General features: G+C 37.1%; 12 protein-coding genes and 1 riboswitch. Of the genes, 10 read left to right on the top strand and 2 right to left on the bottom strand.

Features of this window, described 5'->3' with window-relative positions:
- Nucleotides 1–3: 3 nt before the first annotated feature.
- The gene (locus tag AC4G3K_RS12825; RefSeq protein ID WP_491133536.1) at nucleotides 4–1026 is read right to left on the bottom strand and encodes a methionine ABC transporter ATP-binding protein; all 1023 of its coding nucleotides are present in this window, start codon (nucleotides 1024–1026) and stop codon (nucleotides 4–6) included.
- A 121-nt stretch (nucleotides 1027–1147) separates the two neighbouring features.
- Nucleotides 1148–1259: riboswitch (SAM riboswitch) on the bottom strand.
- 217 nt (nucleotides 1260–1476) lie between these two features.
- On the opposite strand from AC4G3K_RS12825, the gene AC4G3K_RS12830 reads away from it, so the two are divergent.
- The 8 genes from AC4G3K_RS12830 (at nucleotide 1477) to AC4G3K_RS12865 (ending at nucleotide 12129) form a co-directional block, all read left to right on the top strand.
- Entirely contained in the window at nucleotides 1477–3159 is a 1683-nt protein-coding gene (locus AC4G3K_RS12830) for a hypothetical protein (protein ID WP_491133537.1), read from the top strand.
- Nucleotides 3160–4035: 876 nt separating this feature from the next.
- Entirely contained in the window at nucleotides 4036–5481 is a 1446-nt protein-coding gene (locus tag AC4G3K_RS12835) for an amino acid ABC transporter substrate-binding protein/permease (protein WP_491077265.1), read from the top strand.
- Nucleotides 5468–6196 carry an amino acid ABC transporter ATP-binding protein gene (locus AC4G3K_RS12840; RefSeq protein ID WP_491077264.1) on the top strand — a complete coding sequence of 243 codons (729 nt, stop codon included), beginning with the start codon at nucleotides 5468–5470 and terminating at the stop codon, nucleotides 6194–6196. Before AC4G3K_RS12835 ends, AC4G3K_RS12840 begins: the two co-directional genes overlap by 14 nt.
- 431 nt (nucleotides 6197–6627) lie before the next feature.
- Complete coding sequence (locus AC4G3K_RS12845) at nucleotides 6628–7452, top strand: undecaprenyl-diphosphate phosphatase (RefSeq protein WP_491133538.1); 825 nt, start codon at nucleotides 6628–6630, stop codon at nucleotides 7450–7452.
- Between the two features lie 184 nt (nucleotides 7453–7636).
- Entirely contained in the window at nucleotides 7637–8329 is a 693-nt protein-coding gene (locus AC4G3K_RS12850; RefSeq protein ID WP_491133539.1) for a response regulator transcription factor, read from the top strand.
- Nucleotides 8326–9333, top strand: coding sequence for a sensor histidine kinase (locus AC4G3K_RS12855; RefSeq protein ID WP_491133540.1), 1008 nt, complete (start codon nucleotides 8326–8328; stop codon nucleotides 9331–9333). The genes AC4G3K_RS12850 and AC4G3K_RS12855 overlap by 4 nt, the downstream gene beginning before the upstream one ends.
- Before the next feature lie 101 nt (nucleotides 9334–9434).
- The gene (locus tag AC4G3K_RS12860; protein ID WP_491133541.1) at nucleotides 9435–10196 is read left to right on the top strand and encodes an ABC transporter ATP-binding protein; all 762 of its coding nucleotides are present in this window, start codon (nucleotides 9435–9437) and stop codon (nucleotides 10194–10196) included.
- A complete protein-coding gene (locus AC4G3K_RS12865; protein WP_491133542.1) occupies nucleotides 10186–12129 on the top strand; it encodes an ABC transporter permease in 1944 nt (647 codons plus the stop codon). Before AC4G3K_RS12860 ends, AC4G3K_RS12865 begins: the two co-directional genes overlap by 11 nt.
- A 991-nt stretch (nucleotides 12130–13120) precedes the next feature.
- Here the strand turns inward: AC4G3K_RS12865 and AC4G3K_RS12870 are convergent.
- A complete protein-coding gene (locus tag AC4G3K_RS12870; protein WP_491133543.1) occupies nucleotides 13121–14134 on the bottom strand; it encodes a CdaR family transcriptional regulator in 1014 nt (337 codons plus the stop codon).
- 204 nt (nucleotides 14135–14338) lie between these two features.
- On the opposite strand from AC4G3K_RS12870, the gene AC4G3K_RS12875 reads away from it, so the two are divergent.
- Together AC4G3K_RS12875 and AC4G3K_RS12880 are read left to right on the top strand one after the other, a co-directional pair.
- Entirely contained in the window at nucleotides 14339–15634 is a 1296-nt protein-coding gene (locus AC4G3K_RS12875) for a GntP family permease (protein ID WP_491133544.1), read from the top strand.
- 27 nt (nucleotides 15635–15661) lie between these two features.
- Nucleotides 15662–16816 carry a glycerate kinase family protein gene (locus AC4G3K_RS12880; protein WP_491133545.1) on the top strand — a complete coding sequence of 385 codons (1155 nt, stop codon included), beginning with the start codon at nucleotides 15662–15664 and terminating at the stop codon, nucleotides 16814–16816.
- Nucleotides 16817–17088 lie beyond the last annotated feature (272 nt).

The following is a 17088-nucleotide window of genomic DNA, read 5'->3' on the forward strand; positions in this document are numbered from 1 at the left end:
TGTTCATTCATGAAGCTTCACCTCCTGCAGAATTACATCTTCATTCGCTACATAATTGAATGCCTTCCTTATTTCTTCTGTTTCTCCTATAACTTCCACGATTAGATTGCCGAAAGGTGTTTCCTGTATTTCAGATATATTGGCAGAAAGAACGCTTAAATGGACGTCAAAGCTTTTGGCCACTGTCGATAGCAGATGCTTACCTGAAGATGATCCTAAAAAATTGAGTTTCCAGACTGCAGGATTCTTTTCCTTTAAGGAATTCAAAAAGCTTTGTGGTATTTCATCATGGATTACCGTTCTAACAAACCGTTTGGCAATCTCCGTCTTTGGCTTAGAAAAAACATCTAGGACTGACCCCTGTTCAACCACTCCTCCATTTTCCATGACAGCGACCTTATTACAAATTTCTTTAATCACCGACATCTCATGTGTAATGAGCAAAATTGTTATGTTGTATTCACGATTTATTCTTTTCAATAGTTTTAAAACATCACTTGTCGTTTGTGGATCCAATGCGGATGTAGCCTCATCACATAGCAGAATCGATGGGTTTGTGGCCAGCGCTCTCGCAATTCCAACCCTCTGCTTCTGTCCGCCTGACAATTCTTCTGGATAACTCTGAGCCTTATCTGATAATCCAACGAACTCCAGTAACTCTCGGACTCTGGTTTGAATCGTTTGTTTATCTGTCCCGGATAGCCTTAATGGAATTGCCACATTATTAAAAACTGTTTTGGATTGGAGTAAATTGAAATGCTGAAAGATCATCCCAATTTTCTTTTTTTCTGCCCTTAATTCCTTAGATTTTAGTTTCGTAAACGATTTACCGTTAACAAGAACCTCTCCTCCAGTAGGTCGTTCCAGCATATTAACCAACCTCAAAAGAGTACTTTTTCCGGCACCGCTGTATCCTACGACGCCATATATATCTCCCTTATCAATTGTCATATTAACCCCATTTAATGCTTCAACCGTCTGTCCATTCGCGTGGTATGTTTTTTTTACGTTTTGAAACTCAATCATGTTCTCTCCTCCAAGCCTTATGGAATTCGAAATGCAAAAAGCCTCTACTGTCATTAGACAGAAGAGGCTTTATATGGAACATATACATAAAAGTGATTAGTAATATGTCCGGTTAGGCTTCTTCTTATCTTTCAAACAGTCGTTTGTTGGATTTAGCACAGTATTTTTACCTAAGTAAAAATCCGCTGCCGAAGTTTCATAGGGCCAAATCCCTCCACTTCTCTCGATAAGAATCGCTTACTATTCAATTAAATTTGATGTTTCCAACTATATCCTAACCTGTTTGCTAATGTCAATTACAATTTTCTGAAATTACAATTAATTTTGTATTATACTATAAATATCCTCAATACTATTTTGATGATTCTATACGATTAATGAATCATTACAGCTTTTCAATCGTATAGGTTAATAAGAGAATTTACATAAAAAACCAGAGGGGGTTAACTAGTGGGAAACATCTTCATCTATTCCATCATCATTGGGATTATATCGGCACTTATTCTTGTGCCATTCAAGGATAATGAAAAATTACGCATCCTCATGAAGGGGAAAACAAAACTTCTTGTTTTTATCACTTTAGCTATATTAATTACGATTGGTGCATTTTTATTTTATTACTTCACCCTGTTGGATCAAACCATCTCTTCTCTGTGGATTTTTGTAATCATACTGACCTTGTTGGGTTCACTGCTTGCTACAGGTATAGAGAGAAAGATTAAAGGTGTTTTATTAGCTCTTAGTTTGCTTGTCGGACTCTACTTTTTAACAGCCTTTCTGTTCAATGCCGATGAAAAGTTTAAGATCGCCAAAATGGATGTCAAAGAAGAAATTCAAACATTTGACGAGAAGAAAACACCCGCCAGCGTACCACCTCAATACGCACGTAATAAAATGAAAAAAGCGTTTGGACAGGTGCCTAATACGAGTTACTATGAATTAGGGAATTTGCAAATCCAAAAAGTGAATGGTGAGTATGTTTATATTGCTCCGGTTGAATTTTCCGGATTTTTCAAATGGTTAAAAGGGAAAGAAACTCCCGGATACTTTATGCTGAGCGCTACAGACTCTTCAGCTAATCCTAAATTTGTTAAAGCAGACATGCTTTATACTCCCTCTGCTTTCTTTAACAAAGAAACTGAACGTCGTATACGCCTGCAGTATCCATCGTATATATTCTACGGTGATGCCCAGCTTGAAATAGATGATAACGGGGCACCTTTTTATATTCGCTCTTATGGTGATTTTGTATCTGCCAGAAACGGTTTCAAGGTGAAAGGTGTTGTGGTGATGGATGCCAAAACCGGGAAATCTAATTCCTATTCATTGTCTGACACACCTGAATTCATAGATGGAGCAGTTGCCCCTGAAGTTGTCAGTACACAAAACAGCTATTATGGAAATTATGTGCATGGATTTTGGAATAGCCTGTTCGGAAAATCAGATGTAAAACTCCCATCAGACGAAGGCACTGAAGCTAATGTAAGTCCAATCTTTGATGAAAATGGAGAAATGTATTATTTTACTGACTTCACCAGCCCTAAAGAAGGCGTAGATTCTATGCTGGGTTATGCGCTCACAAATTCCAGAACGGGTAAAGCTGTCTATTATACAGGCAATATGGAGGAATCCTATATGGATTCGCAGGGAGCCCTGCAAATTATCGAGAAGAGATTTATAGAAAAGAAATGGGAAGGAAGTATGCCAATCATCTATAATTTCTATGGTGAGGCCAGTTGGTTGGCGGGTGTGCTCGATTCCAATGGATTTTTGCAAAATTATTTCATTGTATCTGCAGCCAATCCTGAAATAACTGCATATGGTTCTACTCCAAACGAGGCCCTGAAGCTCTACAAAACAGCGCTTCAAAAAGGCGGGGGAACGGTCAATGGCACTTCCACGAGTGAGGAGAAAAAAATCGATGGGAAAGTTGTCAGAGTCTATAAGGAAAAATCAGGTGAATATACCGTTGTTTCTTTCCTCCTGGACAACGGACAAAGCTACAATATGTCCTCTGAAAAGGACCCTTTGATTATTTACTTACAGGAGAATGATCAGGTTGCTATTACCTATTTGGATACTGGAGAAAACTTCTTACCTGTAAATAGTATTATGATTAAGAATTTACAATAAAAAATAAACGATAAAATAGATCATCCCCATTAGGGTTTGATCTATTTTTCTCTGTTTATAATATGATTTATTTTCATTAATCATTATTCTTAAATAAAGTGTTAGACATCGTATTAAATAGGGTAAATAAAGTTAGTCTTAAATACTCATAATAAGAAGCGTATACATTTATTACGAGACAGACAGGTCTTTTGGCTGATTATTGTAGTGGGAAATATCAATAACGGATAAAGGTTTGAGGGTGATATAAAAACAAAGCTGGAGACAAAGCCTCAGCGAATATAGACTTTGGATTTCTCCATTGGTGACGCATTTGATTTATCTAACTATATCCCGCAAGTAAAACTTGAACGGTAAGAAGGCTATGGCAGTACATTACATGCAAATAAACTATATAATGCATATATCTTAGCCTATCTGGGACTCGTTTTGTTCTCGTGTAAAAGGGAACATTTTTATAGCATTGTAATTGTAAACAAGCCTGCCTTTAACATGTGAAATCAGAAATATTTTTAGGTGCCTTTCATCTATTTTATTAAGCATAAACACATGTAAAAGTACGTTTCAGATTATTTCCTACATAACATTTCGGAAGTACTTTCCATTTACAAAGTTCTATTTATTTTATTAGATTAAGTAAGAATATACTAACGCGTTCTTTCGACTCTCCATCCTTTTTTTATCTACTTCTCCACAAAATTTAAAGGAAATCTTATAGTAATCTAATATTATTTGGAAAGTATCCGTTGCAAAAAAACCGTATTTTTATATATACTCATAGAGATACACAATTTGTGATAAGATTCATCATCCCTTTTATCCCATTCATTGGACAATAGAGGGTTTTTAAACGTTTTTATACAAAGGAGGCTCATAATGAAGAGATTTTCAAAATTCACACTTTTATTTACAATGACTATGATCATGATTGCTTCATTTATATTCCCTGCTTTAGACACAAAAGCAGAAGGAAAAAAATATGAAATTGCAACAGATATCACATTCGCACCATTTGAATTTCAAGAGACGAATGGTGAGTTTGTCGGTATTGACATCGACTTATTAAAGGCTATAGCTGAAAATCAAGGATTTGAAGTAGAAATTAAACCGCTTGGTTTTAATGCTGCTGTACAAGCTCTTGAGTCCAAACAAGTTGACGGCGTTATTGCCGGAATGAGTATAACAGATGAAAGAAAACAGAAATTTGATTTCTCCGATCCCTACTTTGAATCTGGTGTAGTCATGGCGGTTGCCGAGGGTAATGAAGAGATTAAATCATATGAAGATTTAAAGGGAAAAAGAGTAGCTGTTAAAACAGGTACAGAGGGTGCCAGTTTTGCAGACACCATAAAAGATAAATATGGTTTTAAAACAGTAACCTACGATGATTCAGCCAATATGTATGATGATGTTAAAACAGGAAATTCTGCAGCAGTTTTTGATGATTACCCTGTCTTAGCATACGGAGTTACACAAGGAAATGGATTAGAAATCGTAACGGAAAAAGAAAAAGGCGGATCCTATGGATTTGCCGTATCTAAGGGACAAGACCCTGAATTGCTTGAGAAATTCAATACAGGGCTTGCTAATCTGAAAGAATCCGGCGAATATCAAAAAATCATGGATAAGTACTTGAAAGCAGAAAAAAGTACGGATACCGATAATGGTTTCTTCGGCCTATTAGAATCAAGCATGCCAAGTCTGTTAAAAGGGCTTCAAATGACCCTGATTTTAACGGTCGTGTCTCTCATTATCGCATGTATATTGGGAATTATATTTGGTCTATTCCGTGTGTCCCATCTAAAAGTCTTAAGAGCAATTGGAGTCATTTACGTAGATATCTTTAGAGGAACCCCACTAATTGTTCAAGCTTTCTTTATCTATTTTGGTATCCCTGCAGCACTTGACTTCCGGATATCCGCAGTCGCTGCCGGTATCATTACATTAAGTTTAAATGCTGGTGCCTATATGGCTGAAATTGTACGCGGCGGTATCGAATCCGTCGATAAAGGACAAATGGAAGCTGCCCGAAGCCTTGGTCTTCCTTATAAAAAGGCCATGGCAAAGGTTATCCTTCCACAAGCGATCCGTTTAATGATTCCGTCTATCATTAACCAGTTTATTATTACATTAAAAGATACCTCTATCCTATCTATCATTGGTATCAATGAACTGACGCAAAGCGGAAAAATCATCATTGCCAGAAATCTGGAGTCCTTCCAAATGTGGCTGATTGTAGGTTTAATCTACTTTATCATTATTATGATATTGACTAAGGTATCAAACCGTATGGAAAGGAAGATCCAAAATGGGAAAGCTTAAAGTAAAAGGCTTAAAAAAATCATACGGGAAGCTGGAAGTACTAAAAGATATCAGTCTTGAAGTTAAAGAAGGCGAAGTTGTTTGTTTAATCGGCCCTTCCGGATCCGGTAAAAGTACTTTATTACGCTGCCTCAATTTACTTGAAGAAGTAAATGAAGGCGAAGTGACGATTGATAATAAAAATTTAACGGATAAGAATACAGACATCAATAAGGTTAGGGAAAATATCGGAATGGTGTTCCAGCATTTCAATCTCTTCCCTCATATGACTGTACTGGATAATATTACTTTAGCTCCAATTGAGCTGAATAAAGCTACCAAAGAAGAAGCTAAAAAGACAGGCCTAAAGCTATTAGCCCGCGTTGGCCTTGAAGATAAAGCCAATGCTATGCCGGCCCAATTGTCCGGGGGCCAGAAACAGCGTGTAGCAATTGCACGAGCTCTTGCCATGAACCCTGACATTATGTTATTTGATGAGCCTACAAGCGCACTTGACCCTGAAATGGTCGGTGAGGTTCTGAATGTTATTAAACAACTGGCTCAGGAAGGAATGACCATGGTCATTGTAACCCACGAAATGGGCTTTGCCCGTGAAGTAGCCGATCAGGTTATCTTTATGGATGGCGGTTATGTTGTGGAACGAGGAACACCTGAAGAAATCTTCTCTAATCCACAACATGAACGTACCCAGGATTTTCTTGATAAAGTTTTATAACACGAGCAGGGGCTGTTTCTCATCAGCCTCTAACTTTAAAAGGTGGAGAAAAGTAATTACTTTTCTCCACCTTTTTTGTTAGCTGAAATTGTGGCAGCTTTATACTGTTACTTCCAGATGAAGTCAGACGTTGATTTCATAAACCATTTGCAAAGGACTTTCACTTTTCACAATCCTTCCCCTATCCTCCATGCATAAATAAACAAAACGATTATTTAGAGTCTTACTCTTGTACCCTGCCCTTGCCTTCAACCCTCGAACTATCCATCTGAGAGATTTTCATAGTAATGTTCAGTTGAGGGTAAAATAATATTCATTATGATTAGTCCCACTCTACTTTCTGAATTTTCCAGTTTCATGCTGATCTGCAAATGTTATTATTATTTTAGTATAAAAATTTAAATTTTCATCACAAAGTAGGAGTGTTACTTATGGATTCAGTAAGTTTTTTCGAAATAATAAAATTCATCTTTTTAGGATTACTACAAGGATTTACCGAGCCAATCCCTGTATCTTCAAGCGGTCACTTGGTTATTTTTCAGCATTTTTTCGGACTTAACATTCCGGGATTAAGCTTTGAGCTATTTGTAAATTTTGCGTCCCTGCTGGCTGTTATTTTTATTTATCGAGCGGATTTAATAAAACTGATTAAAAACGGATTTTCCTATTTAACAGTTTCTGATAGAACCATTGCTATGAAAAAGGACTTCTATTTCATCCTTTACCTGATTGTAGCTACAATTCCAGCCGCCTTTATTGGCCTCTTCTTCGAAGATCAGATTGCCTCTATATTTAAAGGTGTGCGTGTCATTGGCTTTACGCTGATTATTACCGGTATTGCCCTATGGCTGATCCGTAATTTTGAGGGTAGGAAAGCTGAAGGCGAACTGACATTTAAGGATGCCATTATTGTAGGATTATCACAGGCTGTTGCTTTAATTCCTGGAATCAGCCGATCCGGTGCAACCATCGTATCCTCTATGGCGATGGGCATGAATCGTGAAACCGCGTTGAAGTTCTCATTCTTCTTATATATTCCAATCAGCCTTGGCGGCATGGTATTTTCAGTATCCGATATGATGAACGATCCTAATTTAGGAAAGCTGATCCTGCCTTATGCATTGGCATTCCTGGCTTCCCTCATTGCCTCCTATTTTTCACTGCGCTGGTTTATGGATATTATGAAAAAAGGGAAATTGGGGTACTTCTCTATTTACTGTTTCATTGTGGGAATCCTCGTTATAATCTTTGGCTAACGCTTAGTAAAAAGGAGAACAAGCATAAATGCTTGTTCTCCTTTTTGTATTTGCTAATCATTTTTTATAGTACAATTTATGTAAATAAGCTGAACATGACATGACAAACACCTATTACCTACAAAATAGCTTAAGTTACTATTCTGCCAGTCGCAATACTAATAAACAAAGAACGGTGATGGTTATGTTTAAAATTTTATTAATTGAAGATGACACCAGCCTCTTTAAAGAAATTAAGGAGAGGTTAACACAATGGTCCTATGAAGTATATGGCGTTCAAGATTTCGGAGAGGTACTTAATGAATTCACGAATATTCAGCCTGACTTAGTCCTTATTGATATCCAATTGCCTAAATTTGATGGTTTCCATTGGTGCCGGCTGATTAGGACGCACTCCAATGTACCCATATTATTTTTATCATCCAGAGACCACCCTACCGACATGGTCATGTCTATGCAGCTTGGTGCTGATGACTTTATACAGAAGCCCTTTCACTTTGATGTGTTGATTGCGAAGATACAAGCCATTTTGCGAAGAGTTTATCATTATAATGCTGATCAAACACAGCTGAAAATCTGGTGCGGAGCAACCATTAATTATGAAAAAAATACGATTGAAAACGAACACGGGTCAATAGAGCTATCAAGGAATGAAATTTTCATTTTAAAGCAACTAATAGATCATACGAATAAAATTATCAGCAGAGATATTTTAATTCGCAGTTTATGGGATGATGAGCGATTTGTCAGCGATAACACATTAACGGTTAATGTGAATCGATTGCGAAAGAGGCTCGATGAACTTGGACTTGGGCATTTTATTGAAACAAAAGTGGGTCAAGGATACATGGCAAAAGAGAAAGCTGATTCCATATGATAAAAAACTATTTGATTGAAAAACGAAGCTGGATTACCTTATTCCTGTTTATTCATCTATTCATTCTCTTTGTAGCTTATATCGACCAATCCATCCCTTTTCATTCAATCACTTATATTGTCTTTTTATCTGCGATTTTATTTTTCATTTTTATGATCATTCGCTATAAAATAGAAACACGATTTTATAGAAGTTTAGCTAAATGGGAAACTGATTTGAACATCTCTAATCTACCGGAAGCAAAAAGTCCTTTTGAACAAATTGTTCTAACCAGTATCCTGAATCAAACGGAGCAACTGAGACAGGAAACCGTGCATAGCCAAACCTTAATTGAACAAGAAAAAGATGATTTACTCTCCTGGATTCACGAGGTTAAAACTCCATTAACAGCAATGAATTTAATCATTGATCGCTTGGATGATGAAAAAACAAGATCTGAGCTAACCTATGAATGGATGAGAATTCACCATCTGCTTGATTCTCAACTTTACCAAAAGCGCCTTCAATTCATTGAAAACGACCTTCTAATAGAGACTCTGGACTTACGATCGATGATTTATAAAGAAGTAAGAGATTTGCAAAGTTGGTGTATCCAAAAAGGGATAGGCTTTGACCTCCAATTGGATATCATCTCCGTTTTAAGTGATGCCAAGTGGTTGAGCTTTATTATTAGACAATTATTAACGAATGCAGTCAAATATAGTCATGATTCTGATATTACTCTTTCGAGCAGTCTTCTGCCAAACGGACATATCATTTTAACCATACAGGATAACGGAAGAGGTATCGACCCAAAAGACCTGCCTCGCATTTTTGATAAAGGCTATACATCTGCCGTTGAACATACCGACAATGCTGCTACAGGCATGGGTTTATATTTAGTAAAAAAAGCTGCAAAACCTTTACTGATCGAGATAGGAGTCGATTCAAACCTAAGCGAAGGTACACGGTTTACCCTCACCTTTCCAAAGAAAAATGATTTTGTTGAGGTCATTGGCATGTGACAGGAATGTCACATGCTTTTCTATTTTGTTCGGAGAATAGAAGGATTTAAAGTTCGGTGGCCTCTTATAATGAAGATACCAATTAAGAGGAGACGATTAATATGAAAATTTTAGAGGCATATAAACTCCATAAATCATACGGGAGCAAATTTAATAAACAAGAAGTTTTGAAAGGGATTGATATTTCTATAAAGACAGGAGAATTCGTTGGAATAATGGGGGCCTCCGGTTCAGGAAAAACAACATTACTGAATGTATTATCGTCGATTGATAAAGTCAGCCAAGGGACCATTATGATAAATAATATAGAGATGACCGCAATGAAAGAAAAGAAATTGGCGGAATTCCGCAAGCATCATCTCGGCTTCATCTTTCAGGAATATAACTTACTGGATACCTTAACCGTTAAGGAAAATATTCTATTACCACTATCTATTAGCGGCTTATCTAAAAAAGAGGCAATCATGAAATTTAACGAGGTAGCAAAGGAGCTTAGCATTCTTGATGTGAAGGATAAATACCCAAATGAACTCTCAGGTGGTCAAAAGCAACGAACCTCAGCAGCACGAGCGTTTATCCATGAACCAAGTATTATTTTCGCCGATGAACCTACAGGAGCTCTTGATTCTAAATCAGCATCCGATCTGTTAAATAAGCTGAGTGATTTAAATCGAAAAAGAAATGCAACCATTGTTATGGTTACACATGATGCTGTTGCAGCCAGTTATTGCAATCGAGTTATTTTTATTAAGGATGGACAAATCTATACACAGCTAACTAAGGGCCAGGAAGATCGTGAATCCTTTTTCAGAGGAATTATGAAAACACAAGGAATCTTGGGTGGTGTGAAGGATGAGCGTTAAAACACTCATATGGAGAAGCCTCAAAAAAAATACAAGCAATTATTATCTCTATGTATTTGCCTTAATTTTCAGTGTTGCCCTTTACTTTTCTTTTGTTACTCTGCAGTATGACCCCGCAATGGATGCTACTAAAGGTTCGATAAAAGGAGGAGCTTCACTTCAAGTAGGATCTATTTTGCTCATTGGCATCGTACTTGTTTTCTTGCTCTTTGCTAATAGTATTTTTATTAAAAGGCGCAGCAAAGAAATTGGTCTATTCCAGTTAATCGGTATGACGAAGTCGAAAATATTCCGTATCTTGAATATAGAAAATATGATCCTCTACTTTGGTTCATTGTTGGCTGGTATGTTTATTGGTTTCTCTATTTCAAAGCTTATTATGCTTATTTTAATTAAATTAACTGGTGTCGACGATATCGCTACTCTTCGTTTTTCAGGAGAAGCTCTAATCCAAACCATTATTGTGTTCAGTGTGATTTATCTACTAATCATGTTATCGAATTATCTCTTCATTAAAAAACAAACTATATTGTCATTATTTAGAGTAAGCTCTTCCACTGAAGTGAAGGTTAAAAAGATATCTAAATTTGAAATTACCATTGGTACACTCGGTATTTTATTGGTGGGATCTGGCTACTATCTTTCAACTAAAATTTTAGATGGCGATTTTACTACCAGCAATGAGTTATTTGGAGTGATGGCTTACATTCTTGGGGCAGTTATAGGTGGAACCTATTTGTTTTATAAAGGCTCTGTGACCTTTATTTTAAATCGTGTTCGCAAAAGTAAAGATGGTTATTTAAATGTGGATGAGGTTTTATCTCTCTCTTCCATCATGTTTCGGATGAAATCGAATGCTCTATTATTAACGATCATCACAACCGTTTCCGCACTTGCTATCGGATTACTCTCATTATCTTATATCTCCTTCTATTCAACAGAGAAAACGGCGAAGAATAATATTCCGGCTAACTTCTCATTCATTAATAATAAAGATGCCAATCAATTTACGAATTTCCTTCATGAAAATGGTATTGCCTATAAGGAAAAGAAAATTGAAGTGGTTCAAGCGCGAATAAATATCGAACACATACTAAAAACCAACCTTGATTTGCTTGATTATCAACCAGATGCTATGCCAATGCCTGTAATCAGTGACAAAGCAATGGACGAGGTTGATTTATCTCCTCATGAAGCTTATTTTACGGGTTACAGTGATATGCTGAGAAATATGATAGATTTTAAAAATGAGGGAAACATACAATTAGCAGGTGAAACTATAACAATTGACCAAGAATATAAAGGCCTTAATAGAGAGTATGTGATATCCTGGTACTTTACAAATGGAGGCATACCTACTGTAGTTGTAGATGAGTCTACATTTCAAAGGCTAAAGGATGATATTCATCCAGCTGTTCATGATGCCTCTTCACTCTACATCGGGATTGATATTAAGGCTCCTAAACAACTTTCTGTTGCAAATAGTCTGTTCAACCAATTTGTTACTCAGGATGATACACATGAATCTCGCCTCAACATGAGTCAAGATAATAAAAAATCAATGGGATTACTAATGTTTATTGTCGGTTTTTTAGGATTGACCTTTCTGATTACATCCGGCTGCATTCTTTACTTTAAACAAATGGGTGAAAGTGAAAACGAAAGGTTAAACTTCTCAATCTTAAGAAAACTTGGATTTACCCAACAAGATCTTTTGAAGGGGATTAAGCTCAAACAATTGTTTAATTTCGGAATTCCACTAATACTTGGCCTTTGTCATAGCTATTTCGCAGTTAAGTCAGGATGGTTCCTATTTGGAACAGAAATTTGGGCGCCGATGTTACTAGTAATGGTGTTGTATACAGGATTCTATTCTATATTTGGAGTATTATCTGTTTCATATTATAAGAAAATCATAAAAGAATCGTTATAGTAATGATTTTGAAGCTCTTGCTTTGAATAGCGGAGCCTTCTTTTCATTTTAAAGAAAATAATTCGAGGAAAATATGTGTTTAATGATGGAGTTTTATGGTGCATACTCTAAGTGCCTTTGTCTATTCATTTTAGATAAAGGCATTTAATGAAGTATACACCATTCCTAAAGTTGCTGCTTTAGAGGAAAATATTATCACAAAAGCTTTCATATAAGACCCTCCCTTGTTTTAGATATTAGTCAAAACCTGCATGTAGTTAATTACATTAAACAAATAACATAACAGCCATAGTTACAAATTTAAATCCAAATACAACTCCTAATGCTTTCATTCTTTTCTTCCTCCTGTCTTTTTAAAAATTTTGCATTCCTATAAAAACAAATGTGACACATACAAAGTTCATTACATAAATAACATTAATCCCATTGTTACAGCTTTAAACCCAAACACCATCGCTAATGGTTTCATTCTTTCTCCTCCTATCTTTTAGTGAAAATAGTCCTATTACATAAAAACTTGCATCGCTGTATATACTAACAATAGTGATCCTGCTTTTAGTGCAAAAGTTGATACTACACCTTTCATTTTCACAATCTCCTTTTCTAAATTGAGCAATTTTTAATTTTATTTCTTAACTTTATAGATACAGTATAGTCCAAAATAACTATAACAGTCCAGTGAAATTTTCAAAAAAAGTTTGTGAAATATTTCACTTTAGATTAATTAATCAAACTCTTAATCTATTGGTATACGTAGTTGTATACAAGTATTATTTGATGAGTATGATTGTGAAAGCAATGAAAACACTTCCAAAAACATGTGATATTTTTCACAAACTGTATTAATCCGAACCAAAATACACTATAACAGTTTTGTCATTTCAATTATTTTTTTGCTCAAATTTATTCACAAACTTTACATCTTTTCAATTCAACTTTTAGTTTCCATTAAAAAAACCTAACTGAAAGTTAGGTTTAAATGTATGCCATTTTAATCCTTTAACATAATTAAAATTAACTCAAATAATTCAAATAATTTCTTAGGATCTTTATTTGTTATCTCCTTAATTTTATCCAAACGATATTGCAGCGTATTTCTATGAATATGTAACTCTTTTGACGTTAATGTCATATTGCCATTCTTATTTATATACATCTGTAAGGTCTCCAACAATTCTGGCGAAGAGATAAGAGAACCTTTAATATAGGAATGAGTAATGAACGAATCTATATCTATCTTGCTGATACTGGATAAAAAGCATACATCCTTATAATGGATAATTCTCTTTTGAATATTTAATTTTTCACTAATTTGCATAGCACTGATTGCTTGATGATAGCTCTCAGAAATAGTGTCTACATGACTTCCAACACTGATCTCTATAGTCCGATTTTCACTGGTTATCAGGTCAACCAAGGATTCGATTCCACTATTATCCTGTAGCAGGATAATGGAATACTCCTCTTCCTCAAAAACAGGATAATGGATTCTTTTAGGACTTGGCTTTGGTTTTGCAATCAGGACAGACGTTTTTCTTGTCAGATCAAGCTGGTAATTCAGAGCTTCCCTTTTTATTTCATCTGAGTATTGGTACTTCGTTTCTACTAATAACTTAAGAAACGCGGACTTCTTTTTACTAATCTCCTCCATACTCTTTAATGCGATTTCTTGTTCAATTAACAGAGAGACTGTGGTTTTGACTAGTTTGCAAAAAGGGATTACCTCACCCGGCTCGCCACTAATCCCAATAACACCTACCATCCTTTGATTAATGACAATCGGTTCATTTGTACCCTTTTTTTCGTACTTATTATCCTCTGTTATTGTAATCCTCCTGCCTAAACGTAAGGCTTGGACTGCTCCAGTATGAAAGGTTCCGATTCTTTCCTTACTCCCGCTGCCGATAATAATGCCCTTTTCATTCATAATATTGATATTATACGGAATATCCGCCATCATTTTATCGACAATATGTTGTGCCTGTTTATTTGTTAACTGATACATGGTGAACAAAACCTTTCTTCATTTCTGTACCCTACTTATCTTATAATTCGTAAATCATCTCCTATAACTCCATTATAAACTAGCAAACCTCTCCTCCCTTTCTTTGTGCATTTGCACAAAGAAAATCATCTATCTATCAATAGATATGTAACCGCTATCAAATTATAATGATAACGTATTCAATACAACTTAGGAGGTTACGAGATGGACGGGATTATGATTAGTTGGTTTGGGGCTTTAGCCGGTCTGGCAATTGCCATTGTCTTAATCTTAAAAAAGCTGAACCCGCTGTATGCTCTATTTTTAGGAGCCATTATTGGTTGTTTAATAGGTGGAGCCAATCTTGAGGAAACCATTAATATTCTTGTTGGCGGCACTCAAAGTGTTATGGGTACTGTTATTCGCGTACTTGCCGCTGGAGTTCTAGCCGGTGTCATGATGGAATCCGGGGCGGCAGAAACGATTGCCCAATCAATTGTTTCTAAATTAGGAGAAAAGAAGGCACTCATTGCTTTAGCTCTTGCCACCATGATTATTACAGCCGTTGGGGTATTCATCCCTGTAGCTGTCCTGATTGTAGCCCCTATTGCTTTATCAATTGGTAATAAAATGGGCATTTCAAAAATCGCTTTATTATTAGCACTATCCGGAGGAGGAAAAGCAGGTAACATCATCTCTCCAAACCCGAATACAATTGCAGCAGCCCGAGGCTTTGATTTAGAACTTAGCGATGTTATGATTGCCGGCCTTATTCCGGCGGTTTTTGGCTTAATCACTACTGTCCTTATTGCCTCTTTAATAAAAAATAAAGGTGAAAAAGTCTCAAATAATGAGGTTGTAGACTTTAATCATGATTCAGCCCACTATCCCTCATTAAAAAAAGCAATCATTGCTCCATTGGTAGCCATTGTTTTATTAATGATTAATCCATTAGGATCTATTTTAAATATTGAAGCTTTATCCAACTTTAAAGTGGATGCCATGTATATTCTTCCGCTTGCAGGGATAATCGGAACAATCGCCATGGGAAAATCGAAGAATCTGTTGAAATATACTGCATCAGGCTTGGATAGAATGACAGTAACTGTGTTGATCTTAATTGGTGCAGGTGCCATCGGCGGATTAATATCGCATTCTAATCTATCAGCACAAGTCGTTTCTATAATTGATGCTTCTGGTATTTCCGGTACATTCTTGGCACCTATAGCAGGTATTTTAATGGCAGCTGCCACTGCTTCTACATCTACGGGCGTTATTATTGCCACGGGTTCATTCAGCCAAGCCATTTTAGACATGGGAGTTGCACCACTTGCCGCTTCTGTTATGGTCCACTCAGGAGCAACTGTAATTGACTCATTACCGCACGGGAACTATTTTCATGTGACAGCACAAAGCATGAACATGTCGATTAAACAAAGGATGTCCGTGGTCGGCTATGAAGCAATCGTCGGTGCGACTATGACTATTGTTGCCACGCTTATATTCGGATTTATTTTATAAATGATATCTATTATAGGAGGATTTCCAATGAGCAAAACATTTGTACTTGCACCCGATTCCTTTAAGGAGAGTATGACGGCAAAAGAGGTATGTATAGCAATGGAAGCAGGTATCAAAAAGGTATATCCACATGCAGATTATATCCATGTTCCGATGGCAGATGGTGGTGAAGGCACTGTTCAGTCACTCGTTGATGCAACAGGCGGCACTATCTATTCACTGGACGTAACTGGTCCACTCGGCAGTCCTGTTACAGCTCGCTATGGAATTATGGGAGATCAGGAAACTGCAGTGATTGAAATGGCTGAGGCCAGCGGAATACACCATGTCACCCAAGAAACCAAAAACCCACTCATCACCACTACATATGGTACAGGTGAATTGATTCGTGCTTGTTTAGATAAAGGGATTAAGAAAATCATCATTGGAATTGGCGGAAGTGCTACTAATGACGGCGGAACTGGTATGGCTGAGGCGCTGGGTGTCCAGTTTCTTAATAAAGAGGGAAACCCTATCCCTCAAGGAGGCGGCTACTTAAATCAATTACACACAATTGATACCTCACAGCTTGATTCACGTCTGACTGATATATCTATGATAGTAGCTTGTGATGTGACTAATCCTCTATGTGGTGAAACAGGCGCCTCTAACGTATTCGGACCACAGAAAGGCGCCACACCGGAGATGGTCAAACAGCTGGATCAGAACCTTGCACATTATGCTAACATAGTAGAACAACAATTAGGGCATGCGGTTCGGAACACTCCAGGCGCCGGAGCTGCCGGTGGGCTGGGTGCAGGCTTACTTATTTTCACGAATGCTAGCCTTCAAAAAGGGATAAATATTGTAATCGAATACAGCGGTTTACGAGAAAAATTAAAAAATGCTGACTATGTATTTACAGGTGAGGGCGGCATTGACTTTCAAACTCAATTTGGTAAAACACCTTATGGGGTCGCGCAAGCTGCAAAAGAACTGGATAAAAAAGTGATTGCCATTGCCGGTTGCATCGGAGAAGGGGTCGAAGAACTATACGACAAAGGATTTGATGCCATTTTCGGAATCATCCCAGAACTCGCTCCCCTAGACCAAACCCTAAAAAACGGCCCTAAAAATGTAGAAAGAACCTGTGAGAATATTGCAAGAGTGCTGAAGGGCCTTGATCAGACGCGACAAGCATAAGAGGAGGTGCGGAGGGAGAGTGCTTTTGCTCTCCCGCAGAAGCTACACTTAGGACTCGAGCGTCTAGGCCCTGAAGCCGGACTATCTAGAGTGCTGAAGGGCCTCTAATTAAGGAACGAAGACTAAAAACGCCACGTCCTTTGGCAACGTCTTCATGACCTACTTCCTGTAGGCCCGCGAAAAGCATAAGACGAATACTCGGAGGGAAGGTTCTTCTCCCGTAGAGTATTTGCTTATGACTCGAGCTCCGAGGTCCTGAAGCTGGATCACAT

The sequence above is a fragment of the Bacillus sp. z26 genome (assembly GCF_058313635.1).

Coding starts and splice junctions, on each gene's coding strand:
- AC4G3K_RS12825 (WP_491133536.1), bottom strand. CDS start 1,026: ATGATTGAGTTTCAAAACGTAAAAAAAACATACCACGCGAATGGACAG.
- AC4G3K_RS12835 (WP_491077265.1), top strand. CDS start 4,036: ATGAAGAGATTTTCAAAATTCACACTTTTATTTACAATGACTATGATC.
- AC4G3K_RS12840 (WP_491077264.1), top strand. CDS start 5,468: ATGGGAAAGCTTAAAGTAAAAGGCTTAAAAAAATCATACGGGAAGCTG.
- AC4G3K_RS12845 (WP_491133538.1), top strand. CDS start 6,628: ATGGATTCAGTAAGTTTTTTCGAAATAATAAAATTCATCTTTTTAGGA.
- AC4G3K_RS12850 (WP_491133539.1), top strand. CDS start 7,637: ATGTTTAAAATTTTATTAATTGAAGATGACACCAGCCTCTTTAAAGAA.
- AC4G3K_RS12855 (WP_491133540.1), top strand. CDS start 8,326: ATGATAAAAAACTATTTGATTGAAAAACGAAGCTGGATTACCTTATTC.
- AC4G3K_RS12860 (WP_491133541.1), top strand. CDS start 9,435: ATGAAAATTTTAGAGGCATATAAACTCCATAAATCATACGGGAGCAAA.
- AC4G3K_RS12865 (WP_491133542.1), top strand. CDS start 10,186: ATGAGCGTTAAAACACTCATATGGAGAAGCCTCAAAAAAAATACAAGC.
- AC4G3K_RS12870 (WP_491133543.1), bottom strand. CDS start 14,134: ATGTATCAGTTAACAAATAAACAGGCACAACATATTGTCGATAAAATG.
- AC4G3K_RS12875 (WP_491133544.1), top strand. CDS start 14,339: ATGGACGGGATTATGATTAGTTGGTTTGGGGCTTTAGCCGGTCTGGCA.
- AC4G3K_RS12880 (WP_491133545.1), top strand. CDS start 15,662: ATGAGCAAAACATTTGTACTTGCACCCGATTCCTTTAAGGAGAGTATG.